General features: G+C 60.0%; 14 protein-coding genes. 8 read left to right on the top strand and 6 right to left on the bottom strand.

Going from position 1 to position 11,848, the window contains the following annotated elements; genetic code table 11:
* The first annotated feature begins 53 nt into the window (after positions 1 to 53).
* The 4 genes from uvrC (at position 54) to ACK4TM_RS14955 (ending at position 3,268) form a co-directional block, all read left to right on the top strand.
* On the top strand, positions 54 to 1,910 hold the full coding sequence (uvrC, locus tag ACK4TM_RS14970; RefSeq protein WP_409702684.1) for an excinuclease ABC subunit UvrC: 1,857 nt from the start codon (positions 54 to 56) through the stop codon (positions 1,908 to 1,910).
* An 88-nt stretch (positions 1,911 to 1,998) separates the two neighbouring features.
* Positions 1,999 to 2,586, top strand: coding sequence for a CDP-diacylglycerol--glycerol-3-phosphate 3-phosphatidyltransferase (gene pgsA, locus ACK4TM_RS14965; RefSeq protein ID WP_409702682.1), 588 nt, complete (start codon positions 1,999 to 2,001; stop codon positions 2,584 to 2,586).
* A complete protein-coding gene (moaD, locus tag ACK4TM_RS14960) occupies positions 2,583 to 2,828 on the top strand; it encodes a molybdopterin converting factor subunit 1 (RefSeq protein ID WP_409702680.1) in 246 nt (81 codons plus the stop codon). Before pgsA ends, moaD begins: the two co-directional genes overlap by 4 nt.
* Positions 2,828 to 3,268 (top strand): molybdenum cofactor biosynthesis protein MoaE, encoded by a 441-nt coding sequence (locus tag ACK4TM_RS14955; RefSeq protein ID WP_409702678.1) that lies wholly within the window; start codon positions 2,828 to 2,830, stop codon positions 3,266 to 3,268. Before moaD ends, ACK4TM_RS14955 begins: the two co-directional genes overlap by 1 nt.
* Here the strand turns inward: ACK4TM_RS14955 and ACK4TM_RS14950 are convergent.
* Entirely contained in the window at positions 3,254 to 3,835 is a 582-nt protein-coding gene (locus ACK4TM_RS14950) for a DNA-3-methyladenine glycosylase I (RefSeq protein ID WP_409702676.1), read from the bottom strand. The genes ACK4TM_RS14955 and ACK4TM_RS14950 overlap by 15 nt on opposite strands.
* A gap of 68 nt (positions 3,836 to 3,903) precedes the next feature.
* Here ACK4TM_RS14950 and ACK4TM_RS14945 point away from each other — a divergent pair, with 68 nt between their 5' ends.
* From ACK4TM_RS14945 to phbB, 3 genes are all read left to right on the top strand, one after another.
* A complete protein-coding gene (locus ACK4TM_RS14945) occupies positions 3,904 to 4,710 on the top strand; it encodes an EAL domain-containing protein (protein ID WP_409702673.1) in 807 nt (268 codons plus the stop codon).
* Positions 4,711 to 4,855: 145 nt separating this feature from the next.
* Positions 4,856 to 6,031, top strand: coding sequence for an acetyl-CoA C-acetyltransferase (locus ACK4TM_RS14940; protein ID WP_409702671.1), 1,176 nt, complete (start codon positions 4,856 to 4,858; stop codon positions 6,029 to 6,031).
* Between the two features lie 60 nt (positions 6,032 to 6,091).
* Positions 6,092 to 6,817, top strand: coding sequence for an acetoacetyl-CoA reductase (gene phbB, locus ACK4TM_RS14935; protein WP_409702669.1), 726 nt, complete (start codon positions 6,092 to 6,094; stop codon positions 6,815 to 6,817).
* A gap of 92 nt (positions 6,818 to 6,909) precedes the next feature.
* On the opposite strand, the gene ACK4TM_RS14930 is transcribed toward phbB, so the two are convergent.
* From ACK4TM_RS14930 to ACK4TM_RS14920, 3 genes are all read right to left on the bottom strand, one after another.
* Positions 6,910 to 7,077: a DUF465 domain-containing protein gene (locus ACK4TM_RS14930; protein ID WP_409702686.1), complete on the bottom strand. Its 168-nt coding sequence runs from the start codon at positions 7,075 to 7,077 to the stop codon at positions 6,910 to 6,912.
* A 118-nt stretch (positions 7,078 to 7,195) separates the two neighbouring features.
* On the bottom strand, positions 7,196 to 7,972 hold the full coding sequence (locus ACK4TM_RS14925) for a tRNA1(Val) (adenine(37)-N6)-methyltransferase (protein WP_409702667.1): 777 nt from the start codon (positions 7,970 to 7,972) through the stop codon (positions 7,196 to 7,198).
* The gene (locus tag ACK4TM_RS14920) at positions 7,944 to 8,162 is read right to left on the bottom strand and encodes a DUF2007 domain-containing protein (RefSeq protein WP_409702665.1); all 219 of its coding nucleotides are present in this window, start codon (positions 8,160 to 8,162) and stop codon (positions 7,944 to 7,946) included. The genes ACK4TM_RS14925 and ACK4TM_RS14920 overlap by 29 nt, the downstream gene beginning before the upstream one ends.
* Before the next feature lie 55 nt (positions 8,163 to 8,217).
* Between ACK4TM_RS14920 and ACK4TM_RS14915 the strand changes: the two genes are divergently transcribed.
* The gene (locus tag ACK4TM_RS14915) at positions 8,218 to 9,216 is read left to right on the top strand and encodes a polyprenyl synthetase family protein (protein ID WP_409702663.1); all 999 of its coding nucleotides are present in this window, start codon (positions 8,218 to 8,220) and stop codon (positions 9,214 to 9,216) included.
* Positions 9,217 to 9,219: 3 nt separating this feature from the next.
* On the opposite strand, the gene ACK4TM_RS14910 is transcribed toward ACK4TM_RS14915, so the two are convergent.
* Together ACK4TM_RS14910 and ACK4TM_RS14905 are read right to left on the bottom strand one after the other, a co-directional pair.
* Positions 9,220 to 10,263 carry a TRAP transporter substrate-binding protein gene (locus tag ACK4TM_RS14910; protein ID WP_409702661.1) on the bottom strand — a complete coding sequence of 348 codons (1,044 nt, stop codon included), beginning with the start codon at positions 10,261 to 10,263 and terminating at the stop codon, positions 9,220 to 9,222.
* A 77-nt stretch (positions 10,264 to 10,340) separates the two neighbouring features.
* Positions 10,341 to 11,819 carry an alpha/beta hydrolase gene (locus tag ACK4TM_RS14905; protein ID WP_409702659.1) on the bottom strand — a complete coding sequence of 493 codons (1,479 nt, stop codon included), beginning with the start codon at positions 11,817 to 11,819 and terminating at the stop codon, positions 10,341 to 10,343.
* Positions 11,820 to 11,848 lie beyond the last annotated feature (29 nt).

Here is an 11,848-nt window from a genome sequence, read left to right as displayed (position 1 = left end):
TTGTCCCCGCTGCGTTACCATTGCAGCAAGAATAGAATCAAAGACCGCGCCGCATGACTGACACTGCCCCCAACGGATATGACGTGATCCATGGCTATCTGCGCAGCCTTGACAGCTCGCCCGGGGTATACCGGATGCTGGATGCGGACAGCCGCGTACTTTACGTGGGCAAGGCGCGGAACCTCAAGGTGCGGGTCAGCAATTACGCCCGCCCCGGCACGCATTCGCCGCGGATCATGCGGATGATTCAGGAAACAGCGTCGATGATGTTTCTGACCACGCGAACAGAGACCGAGGCGCTGTTGCTTGAGCAGAACCTGATCAAGCAGTTGAAGCCGCGCTATAACGTGCTGCTGCGCGATGATAAGTCATTCCCCAATATCCTCGTGACCCGCGATCATGATTTCCCGATGATCCGCAAGCATCGCGGTGCAAAAACCCAGAAGGGTAATTATTACGGCCCCTTCGCCGGTGCTGGTGCGGTCAATCGCACACTGTCGCAGTTGCAGCGCGTGTTCCTGCTGCGCAATTGTACCGACAGCGATTTCGAGACGCGCACGCGACCTTGTCTGCAGTATCAGATCAAGCGCTGTTCCGGCCCCTGTTGCGGGATCATCAGCAAGGAGGACTACGCCAGATCCGTGCAGGACGCCGAACAGTTCCTGCAAGGCCGCACCAAGGGCATTCAGGAAGCGCTTGCCGCGCAGATGCAGGCGGCGAGCGAGGATATGCTGTTCGAACGCGCCGCCGCCCTGCGCGACCGGATCAAGGCGCTGACGCAGGTGCAATCGGCGCAAGGCATCAACCCCCAGAGCACCGCAGAGGCCGATGTGATCGCGCTGCACACCGACGGCGGGCAGGCCTGCGTGCAGGTGTTTTTCATCCGCGCCAACCAGAATTGGGGCAACCACGATTATTATCCCCGCATCAGCGGCGATGAAGACATGGCCGAGGTGATGGAAGCCTTCGTCGGCCAGTTCTATGCAAACCGCGAACCGCCGCGCATGCTGATCCTGTCGCATGGGTTGGACAATGACGATCTGATGGCTGCCGCCTTGGCCGAAAAGGCCGGTCGCAAGGTCGAGATCGTGATCCCCCAGCGCGGTGAAAAGGCAGAACTGGTGCAGAATGCCCTGCGAAATGCCCGCGAAAGTCTGGCGCGCAAGATGTCGGAAACCGCGACGCAGGGCCGTCTGCTGAAAGGTCTGGCAGAGGCCTTCGATCTGCCCAAAGTGCCGCAGCGGATCGAAGTTTACGACAACAGCCATATTCAGGGCGCACATGCCGTGGGTGCCATGGTCGTCGCTGGACCAGACGGTTTCGACAAGAACCAATATCGTAAATTCAACATCCGCGGCGACGACCTGACCCCCGGCGATGATTTCGGTATGATGAAAGAGGTGCTGACCCGAAGGTTCCAGCGCCTGATCAAGGAAGACCCAGAACGCAATCTTGGCACTTGGCCCGATCTGTTGCTCATCGACGGCGGGCAGGGGCAGGTATCCGCCGTGCGTCAGATCATGGATGAGCTGGGCGTCAGCGACATTCCGATGGTCGGCGTCGCCAAAGGACTGGACCGGGATGCGGGCAAGGAAGAATTCCACCGCACCGGCAAGCCGGTGATGGCGCTGCGCCACAATGATCCGGTGCTTTATTTCATCCAGCGGATGCGTGATGAGGTCCACCGTTTTGCAATCGGCACCCACCGCGCGAAAAGATCCAAGGCAATCGGCGCAACTCCGCTTGACGATGTGCCGGGCGTCGGGGCCACGCGCAAACGCGCGCTTCTGGCCCATTTCGGCTCGGCCAAGGCGGTGGCGCGGGCTAATCTGGCGGATCTCAAGGCGGTGGACGGAGTGTCGGCGAATATGGCGCAGGTGATCTACGACTACTTTCACGAACAGGGGTAGAAGCTTTCATGACAGCGGCGCGGATATTTCAGGTTCCACGATGGCGGCGCTGGTGTCTTGGCGAAAGCGGGTTTAGTGTGCGCGCATCATGCTGACAGTGCCCAACATATTGACGATCCTGCGACTGGCGGCTGCGCCGGGTGTGGTGATCATGTTCTTGTACTTCAATCGGCCTGCGGCTGATTGGTTTGCGCTTATTCTGTTTGTTGCCGCTGCACTGACCGATTTCATCGACGGCTATCTTGCGCGCCGCTGGAAGCAGGAAAGCAAGCTGGGCGCGATGCTGGACCCGATTGCCGACAAGGCGATGGTTGTGATCGCGCTGCTGGTCATCACCGGGTTTTCCGGGATGGACCCGTGGATACTGTTGCCTGCGACGATGATCATGTTCCGGGAGGTCTTTGTCTCCGGCCTGCGCGAATTTCTGGGCGATACGGCCGGCACGCTGAAGGTGACGCAATTGGCCAAGTGGAAGACCACGGCGCAGATGGTGGCGATTGCCATTCTTTTCGCCAAAGGTGCGTTTCAGCATTATGCAGGTGTGGATGCGCTGTCGACTTTTGTTACCTGGTGGGTCGGTATCGTCGGGCTGTGGATCGCGGCCTTTCTGACGTTGATGACCGGTTGGGATTATTTCCAGAAGGCACGGCCATTCCTGAAAGGGCCAACCGCATGAATGTAATGTATTTCGCCTGGGTGCGTGAACGTATCGGCCTGCCGCAAGAGGTGGTCAAAACGCAGGCCGAAACCGTTGCCGGTCTGGTCGCCGAACTGGTCGCGCGTGAGGACCGCTATGCTGCTGCCTTTGCCGATGTCAGCGCCCTGCGCGTGGCGGTGGATCAGGAACTGGCGGATTTCGACGCGCCTTTGGCAGGTGTGCGCGAAGTTGCGTTTTTCCCGCCGATGACAGGTGGCTGATGGCGGTCCGCGTACAATCTGCCGCCTTTGATCCGGGCGCGGAACTAGCGGGTTTTGCGCCCGGTCGGCAGGATATCGGCGCTGTCGTCAGCTTTACGGGTGTTGTCCGGGATACGCATGGCGATCTGGATCATATGCTGATCGAACATTACCCCGGCATGACAGAAACCGCGATCGAGGCGATCGCCGATCAGGCGGTCGCGCGCTGGGCGCTGGTGGATGTACTGGTGATTCACCGTTACGGTGCGCTGGCACCGGGGGCACCGATCATGATGGTCGCAACAGCGGCAGGGCATCGGGCCGAAGCCTTTGCCGCTGCTGATTTCCTGATGGATTACCTCAAATCCCGCGCGCCCTTCTGGAAGAAAGAAGTCACAGGGTCCGGCGCGGAATGGGTCGCGGCGAAAGAGACCGACGAACAGGCGCTAAAACGCTGGTGATCTGGCCAGGGCTGCGCAGGGGGCGTGGCGCGGACAGGTGGTCAGGTGGTTGTTGATCAGGCCCGTCGCCTCCATGAAGGCATAGACGATTGTCGGGCCGCAGAATTTGAACCCCGCATTTCTGAGGTCTTTGGATATCTGCACGGACAGTGGTGATTGTGTCGGCATCAGACTGCGGTCCCCCAGTGTCGTGCGAAGCGGGACGCCATCGACATAACGCCACAGATAATGGGCAAAGCCCTCATTGGCCTCAATCTTCTGCCATGCGCGGGCATTGGTGATGGTTGCGGCGATCTTGCCACGGTGCCGGATGATACCGGGATCGGCCAGCAGGCGCTGGATGTCATCCTCGCCCCAGTCGGCAATAACATCGGGGTCGAAACCGGCAAAGGCAGCGCGGAAATTGTCGCGTTTCTTCAGGATTGTGATCCACGACAGCCCGGCCTGAAACCCGTCCAGCACCAGCTTTTCCCACAAGGCGCGGCTGTCATATTCCGGCACGCCCCATTCGGTGTCGTGGTAATCGATGTAAATCTGTTCGGGACCGGCCCAATCGCAGCGTTTCATCGGAGATCCTTAAGGCTTTGTTATAGGCTGGTGGCGTAGAGTTTTCGCAGTCAGTCTGGAAACCCGCCATGTCAAAGACAACTCTAACGCCTCAGGATCTGGATGAAAACAGGGTCGCAGACCCGTTGCTCTACGCCTTGGCCAGCCGCGATGTGGACGTTCCCGGCCTGGTGCGTGATGCGCTGGCCGCAGGGCGGACCAGCCTTGCGTTCCATCCGATCATGACCGCCGAGGCGACGCCGCATATTGCCTTCTACGAAGGGTTGGTGCGGATCAGGGACGATGCGGGGCGGATCATTCCCGCGGGTCATTTCATGCCGCTGATCGAAGACAATGTCATGGGGCGGCAGGTCGACTGCGCCAGCCTGACGTTGGCTTTCCGACATCTGAAACAGAACCCCGGGTTGCGGTTGTCGATCAACCTGTCGGCCCGGTCGCTGGGCGACGGTGAATGGCGGCGGATTCTGGATGATGGATTGCGCGACCGCGCGATGTTGGGTGAGCGGCTGATTTTCGAGATATCTGAAAGCTCTGCCATGATGCTGCCGGATGTGATGATGCGCTTCATGGCTGAAATGCAGCCCAAGGGCGTCGCCTTTGCATTGGATGGATTTGGTGCCGGGATGATCGCGTTTAGGTATCTGAAGGATTTCATGTTTGACTTGGTGAAGATCGACAAAAGCTTTATCCGCGACATCGACCGTGACCCTGACAATCAGGTGCTGGCAGAGGCGCTGATCGCCGTCGCGCATCAGTTCGAGATGTTCGCCATCGCCGATGGCGTCGAAACGGAAGAGGCTGCTGCTTTTCTGCGCAATATTGGCGTTGACGCCTTGCAAGGCTATCTGTTCGGCGTGCCGCGATTTACCTTCTGACATGATGACGCCCCATTCCGGGATTTGATTTGCCCTCTTTGAAACAACCCAATAGCATGGACAATAGCGGGAGGAGGAGGGCTTTGCGCACGTCAGGCGTGTGGGTGTGTCTCTTCCCAAGGAACAAATCTGAAGGGATCAGTCCATGACCAATGTCGTTATCGCATCCGCCGCCCGCACCGCAGTTGGCAGTTTTGGTGGGGCATTCGCCACAACGCCAGCCCATGATCTGGGTGCTGCGGTCCTGACCGAAGTCGTCGCGCGCGCCGGGATCGATAAATCGGACGTGAACGAGACAATTCTGGGTCAGGTGCTGACCGCCGCGCAGGGCCAGAACCCCGCACGGCAGGCCCATATCAACGCCGGTTTGCCGATTGAATCGGCCGCTTGGGGCATCAATCAGGTGTGCGGCTCGGGCCTGCGCGCGGTCGCATTGGGCGCGCAGCATATCCAGTTGGGCGATGCAGAGATCGTGATCGCGGGCGGGCAGGAAAACATGTCGCTCAGCGCACATGCTGCGTTTCTGCGCGCGGGACAAAAGATGGGCGATATGACCTATATCGACACGATGATCCGTGACGGGTTATGGGATGCGTTCAATAATTACCATATGGGCCAGACGGCTGAAAACGTGGCCGATCAATGGCAAATCACCCGTGATGTGCAGGATGAATTCGCCGTCACGTCGCAGAACAAGGCCGAGGCGGCACAGAAGGCCGGCAAATTCGTCGATGAAATCATGTCCTTTACTGTCAAATCGCGCAAAGGCGAAACTGTGGTGGATCAGGACGAATACATCCGCCACGGTGCCACGATTGAAGCGATGCAGAAACTGCGTCCGGCCTTTGCCAAGGACGGGTCGGTCACGGCGGCGAATGCCTCTGGCCTTAACGATGGTGCCGCAGCGACCTTGCTGATGTCTGTGGAAAATGCCGAAAAGCGTGGGATCGAACCGCTTGCGCGGATCGTTTCCTATGCAACCGCCGGGCTGGACCCCTCGATCATGGGCGTTGGTCCGGTGATGGCCAGCCGCAAGGCGCTCGCCAAAGCGGGGTGGAGTGTCAATGACCTTGATCTGGTCGAGGCGAACGAGGCATTCGCCGCACAGGCCTGCGCCGTGAACAAGGATATGGGCTGGGACCCCGCCATCGTCAACGTGAACGGCGGTGCGATTGCCATCGGCCACCCGATTGGCGCATCCGGCGCGCGCATTCTGAACACGCTGTTGTTCGAGATGAAACGCCGTGGCGCGAAAAAAGGTCTTGCGACCTTGTGCATCGGCGGTGGCATGGGCGTTGCGATGTGCGTTGAACGCATGTGATGCCGCAGGGCGGCGCGACAGCGCGCCACCCGCCAAGAATTAACCAAGGGAGGAGAAAAGATGGGACGAGTAGCACTTGTCACGGGTGGATCGCGCGGCATCGGCGCGGCGATTTCCATGGCGCTGAAGGATGCAGGCTATCAGGTCGCCGCGACCTATGCGGGCAATGACGAAAAGGCGGCCGCTTTCACCGCCGAAACCGGCATCAAAACCTATAAATGGGACGTCGGCAATTACGAGGCTTGCGCCGCCGGCATCGCCGAAGTCGAGGCCGATTTGGGTCCGGTCGAAGTATTGGTGAATAACGCCGGCATCACCCGCGACGCGCCATTCCATAAGATGACGCCACAACAGTGGAAAGAGGTGATTGATACCAACCTGTCGGGCGTGTTCAACATGACCCATCCGGTCTGGCCGGGCATGCGCGACCGCAAATTCGGGCGGATCATCACGATTTCGTCGATCAACGGCCAGAAGGGCCAGTTCGCGCAGACGAATTATGCCGCTGCCAAGGCTGGTGACATCGGTTTCACCAAAGCGCTGGCACAGGAAGGCGCGCGTGCGGGGATCACTGTTAACGTCATCGCGCCGGGCTATATCAACACCGAGATGATGAGCACGATCCCTGAAAAAGTGATGAATGAAGTGATCCTGCCGCAGATTCCCGTGGGTCGCCTGGGCGAAGCATCCGAGATCGCCCGCGCCGTTGTATTTCTTGCTTCCGACGATGCGGGTTTTGTCACTGGATCGACGATTTCGGCCAATGGCGGTCAGTATATGGCCTGACCGATACGAAAACTTTGATGAAAAAGGGCCGCATCATCATGGTGCGGCCCTTTTTTGCTTAGGCTGGCGGCGCATCACGCCGACATCAGTCCTTAATGCGTTGCAAGGCGGGTGATCTCTTCCTTGATCTGGAGCTTTTTCTTCTTCAGCTTCGCCAGTTCGAGGTCATCGACGCCCGGGCTGCGTTGCAGATCCTCGACATGATCCGAGAGGGTTTGGTGCTTTCTCTTCAGTTCTTGTAGGTGCGAACTCAAGCTCATGATCTTCCTCCTGCTGATTGAATGTAAAGGAATTGCAACATAGTTCCGCGCCCCTGTCACGCTGCGATGCAGCAATTCCCTGCGCTTTCCAATCTGGCAGCCAAAACCTGCCAAAAGATTACCCTGTCATGGGCAGATCAGCGCCATTGCGCAAAATCGCTGCAACCTGCGGTGTATAGCTGTCCTTGTCTCCATCATGGGTCGCACCTATATGCATCACCAGCGTCGGCAGCAGCCGGAAAGGTGCGCGCCCTTCCTGTCTGGCGCGCAGAATGAACAGGCCCGGTGCCCGTTCCGACCGGCCCGCGACAGGGCGAATCACGATAGATCCCAAGCGCCCTTGGAGGGCGATCAACGCCTCTGGCAACCGTTCTATCCGCTGAATCAGGGTCAGATAGCCTTTCGGCGCGAGCCGCCGCGCCCCGATATCAAGCCAATCGGTCAGCGGTGTGTCCCCGCCCAGCGCCGTATCGCGACCGGGGTCTATGGCAGATGTGCCCGCGCCGCGATTAAAATAGGGTGGGTTCATGATCACATGATCAAACCGCCGCTGACGAAGCTCTGCCGGCAGCGCGCGCAGGTCGGCGGTGATCACATTCAGCGGCAGATCGTTCGCCTTGGCGTTGTGCCGGGCAAGATTGGCATAGTCGGGCTGCAGTTCGACACCAGTCATATCCAGCCCCGGCACCCGCCGCCCAAGGCACAGGATTGCCGTACCCACCCCGCAACCAAGCTCCAGAACCGACTGGCCCGGCTTGGCCACGATACTGGCGGCGAGCAAGACCGGATCAACCCCCGCGCGATAACCGCGCCTTGGTTGACGGATCTGCAGCCGCCCGCCCAGAAACGCGTCCAATGTGTCCGGTTCAGTCACGCCCCAATTCAATCTCGCCATCGCGCATCACAGCCTCGGCCATGAACAGATCGCGGTCCAGCACCATCAACCGGCGCGGCATAATGCCTATGCTGCCCTCAAGGATGCTCATATTGTCGTCGAAGGTGAACCAGTCTATACCTTCCGCGTCCAGCAGGGCGGTTGCGAAGGCGATGACAGTCACGTCGTTGGTGCGTAAAAGCTCTTTCATACCCAAGGACTACGGCGGCGCTGCGCCCTTGTCCATTCACATGACGGAAATGCCCATGAGCCTTGATCACACCGCGACCAAACCCCACGAACAACTGGCTGCGGCTTTGGCGGATGATCTGACGGCGGTGAATGCAATGATCCGCGAACGGATGACGTCGGAACATGCCCCGCGCATCCCCCAAGTTACCGCCCATCTGGTCGAGGCGGGCGGCAAACGCCTGCGCCCGATGCTGACGCTGGCTGCGGCGCGGATGTGCGGCTATGACGGGCCTTACCATATCCATCTGGCCGCGACGGTGGAATTCATCCACACCGCGACCCTGCTGCATGACGATGTCGTCGACGAAAGCAGCCAGCGGCGCGGACGGCCCACGGCGAACCTGTTGTGGGACAACACATCCAGCGTGCTGGTCGGCGATTACCTTTTCGCGCGGTCGTTCCAGTTGATGGTCGAAACCGGGTCACTGCGTGTGCTGGACATTCTGGCAAACGCATCCGCCACGATTGCTGAGGGCGAGGTGCTGCAACTGACCGCCGCCGCCGATCTGGCGACGACCGAAGAGATTTACATCAAGGTCGTGCGCGGCAAGACCGCCGCCCTGTTTTCCGCCGCGATGGAGGTCGGGGGCGAGATTGCGGGGCAGGATGCTGCTACCAAACAGGCGCTGTTCGATTATGGTGATGCCTTGGGCGTCGCGTTCCAGATCGTCGATGACCTGCTGGATTATGGTGGCACGCAGGCCATCGGCAAGAATATCGGAGATGATTTCCGCGAACGTAAACTGACCCTGCCGGTGATCCGCGCGGTGGCAGCGGCAGATGCCGACGAGCGCAATTTCTGGGACCGCACGATTCAAAAGGGCCGTCAGGCGGGTGGCGATTTGGATCATGCTATTTCATTGCTGCACCGGCATGGCACGTTGGAAAGCACACGGCAGGATGCGATTGCATGGGCTGGCAAGGCCAAGGATGCGTTGGGCGCGATCCCTGACCATGTTCTCAAGACAATGCTGATTGACCTGGCCGATTACGTGGTCGCCCGGATCAGATAGGATTTATTCTGCCGTCCCTGCGGTTTCTTCGACGGCGCGCTGTGCGGCGTCGACAAGGGCCGCGCCATCATAGCCTTTGCCATCCATTTCGGTGATCCAGCGGCTGATGACGCCGTCACCGATGGCCCTGATCTGTGCGGTTTCTTCCTCGGAGATTGTGGCAATTGTATTGCCGCTTGCGGCCATGATGTCGCGGCCCAATGCATCGCCTGTGTCATGCGCGCGTCCGGCCCAGCGGCTGGCCATCAGCCCGGAATTCGCGTCGATCACGGCGCGCAGATCGTCGGGCAGGTCGTCGTACGTCGTCTTGTTCATCGCCCAGAGGAAATACAGGTTATAAAGTGAACGGTCGCCCGCGACATCCGTGTGGCTGTCGGTCAATTCATCCAGTTTCAGCGAAGGCGATTGTTCCCATGGGATCACGCCGCCATCGACGACACCGCGCGAAATCGCCTCGGGGAATTGCGGTACCGGCATGCCGACAGGGGATGCGCCCAGATCTTCGAGCAGCAAAGTCGCCGTGCGCGAGGGGCCACGCAGTTTCAGCCCGGCGAAATCAGCGACACTCGCAACAGGGTTGCCGCGTTTGTGCAGGATGCCGGGCCCATGCATATGGGCGGCAATGATGTGGATATCGGCGAAATCATCCAACAAATAGGTCTGGGTGAATTCCCAGGCGGCGGCGCTCGCCTCTTCGGCTGACTTTGTGGTCATGAAGGGCAGTTCCAGCGCTTCTGCCTCGGGAAAGCGGTTGGGCTGATAGCCGGGGATGACCCAGCCACCATCAATCGCGCCATCGCGGATCAGGTCATATTGGTTTGTGGCAGAACCGCCCAGTTGCATGAAGGGATAGATTTCAACCTTGATGCGGCCATCCGATTGTTCGGCGATCGCATCGGCCCAAGGTTGCATGAAATAGGTCGGATTGGCGCTCGCGGGTGAAACGAAGTGCTGAAACCGCAGGGTCACGTCTTGCGCAAAGGCGGGGGTGGTCAGGGATAGCGCAGCCATCGCTGCGGCATAAGTGGACAGGTGCATGGGATGCATCCTTTCATATCAATGTGGGGAAAGGCGTCACCGCTAGCGACCAGCTTAGGATAAGGATATCGCGCCCTATTGCAATATCAGACCGCAAAGAGGGGGAAAGTCATCCCCAACGCCCAGCCCAGGAACACACCCAGACCGATACCGGAGGCCATCGGCCGGTGCGTGGCCCGTCCGATCCAGCCACCCAACGTGCCGAAGAGCGTAAAGAACAACAAGATGATGGGCAGGATGAGCAGCAGAAAGAACAGCCCGTCCATATTCAGTGCCGTGGCAATGCCGAGCGAGATCAGCGCGTTGGCCCGTACGACAAGCACCCGCCACAGCGGCGCGCGGCCCGCCTCTGTCAGATAGGTATCGGCGAGCATGAAAGGCACCGCACCCGCCGCGATGGCGAGGATGATCCAGATGCGGGCATTCACGGCAAAGAAGGAGACAACGTAGATTTCCAGCATCCCGCCGAATATGCCGATGCAGAAGACAGCCACAGGCAGGGCCAGCAATGCGCCGGTCCCGTCGCGGCAAAGCGCACCTGCGCGCGCCAGAAACGCGAGGCTGATCAAACCGAACAGGGCGAAATGCACGGCCAGATAATCGGCGACCAGCACGGGCAGGAACCCGATGTCGAACGGGAACAACGCAAGGGGCGTCACGATTGTCGGCACCAATGTCGCGGCCCAGAAAGCCCTGTTTGGAAGACGCTGGGGTGGCGCTGTGGCACGCAGGGGCCGGGCAAGGCGGGCCAGAGGCCAAGCCAGCGCAGTGACGCTGAGGATCAGCAGCGCGATCCAGCCGCCCCGTGCGGCGATGGGCGTGCCGATCTGGCGGTCAAAGACCGCGTTCAGCCAGTCGCGGCTTTCTACCATGCTGATCGGCGCGTAAAGGACGCCGACATGTTCCACCGACGGGGCCAGCACGGCGCGGCGTCCGGTGCCCTCGGCAGGGTCTCCGAGCGTCTGGGCAAAACCTGCGCCCGGCTCGGTCAGTTGCAGAACGCGCAGCGCCTCTGCCGCGAGCCTGTCCTCCCATGCGCCGTTGATGATCAGTAGATTGGCAGGGGCATCCGCCGTTACCTCGGTTGAAAATAACGATACGGCGATCACCCCGTCCACGCGATCATCGGCAATCGCGTGCCGGACGATAATGTCGGACGCCATCGAATGCCCCAGCAACGCCAACCGTCCATCCGCACCGGGCAACGCAAGGCCGGCATCGACGACACGGCCCAGTTCCTCGACCAGCAACCGCGTCGTGCCGTCGACAGAGGCGACATCGCCCGACATCGGCACCGGATTACGGCCATGCCCCTGCAGATCATAGCTGACGGTGATATAGCCTTCCTGCGCCAAGATCTGGGCAAAGCCCAGCATCAACTGCCGCGATCCTGCGAAACCATGCGCGATCACGACGACAGGGGCGTCCCTGGTGTCAGGGAGATGCAGCACCGTCGCAGGTGTTTGCCCGATCATCAGGTCGTGTGCGACAAGGCCGGCGCCTGCTTGTTCCAGCCGCAATACCGACAATCCCGCCCCCGCCAGTGCAAGGATCAGAACCAGCAAGAGCCAGACCTGCCGCTTCATTCAGACGG

Origin of the sequence: Yoonia sp. (assembly GCF_046292185.1) — a bacterium.
GTDB lineage: Bacteria > Pseudomonadota > Alphaproteobacteria > Rhodobacterales > Rhodobacteraceae > Yoonia.
This window is presented reverse-complemented; position numbering and strand designations above follow the sequence as displayed.

Coding starts and splice junctions, on each gene's coding strand:
- ACK4TM_RS14940 (WP_409702671.1), top strand. CDS start 4,856: ATGACCAATGTCGTTATCGCATCCGCCGCCCGCACCGCAGTTGGCAGT.
- ACK4TM_RS14910 (WP_409702661.1), bottom strand. CDS start 10,263: ATGCATCCCATGCACCTGTCCACTTATGCCGCAGCGATGGCTGCGCTA.
- ACK4TM_RS14925 (WP_409702667.1), bottom strand. CDS start 7,972: ATGGCGAGATTGAATTGGGGCGTGACTGAACCGGACACATTGGACGCG.
- uvrC (WP_409702684.1), top strand. CDS start 54: ATGACTGACACTGCCCCCAACGGATATGACGTGATCCATGGCTATCTG.
- moaD (WP_409702680.1), top strand. CDS start 2,583: ATGAATGTAATGTATTTCGCCTGGGTGCGTGAACGTATCGGCCTGCCG.
- ACK4TM_RS14955 (WP_409702678.1), top strand. CDS start 2,828: ATGGCGGTCCGCGTACAATCTGCCGCCTTTGATCCGGGCGCGGAACTA.
- ACK4TM_RS14930 (WP_409702686.1), bottom strand. CDS start 7,077: ATGAGCTTGAGTTCGCACCTACAAGAACTGAAGAGAAAGCACCAAACC.
- ACK4TM_RS14915 (WP_409702663.1), top strand. CDS start 8,218: ATGAGCCTTGATCACACCGCGACCAAACCCCACGAACAACTGGCTGCG.
- pgsA (WP_409702682.1), top strand. CDS start 1,999: ATGCTGACAGTGCCCAACATATTGACGATCCTGCGACTGGCGGCTGCG.
- ACK4TM_RS14945 (WP_409702673.1), top strand. CDS start 3,904: ATGTCAAAGACAACTCTAACGCCTCAGGATCTGGATGAAAACAGGGTC.
- phbB (WP_409702669.1), top strand. CDS start 6,092: ATGGGACGAGTAGCACTTGTCACGGGTGGATCGCGCGGCATCGGCGCG.
- ACK4TM_RS14950 (WP_409702676.1), bottom strand. CDS start 3,835: ATGAAACGCTGCGATTGGGCCGGTCCCGAACAGATTTACATCGATTAC.
- ACK4TM_RS14920 (WP_409702665.1), bottom strand. CDS start 8,162: ATGAAAGAGCTTTTACGCACCAACGACGTGACTGTCATCGCCTTCGCA.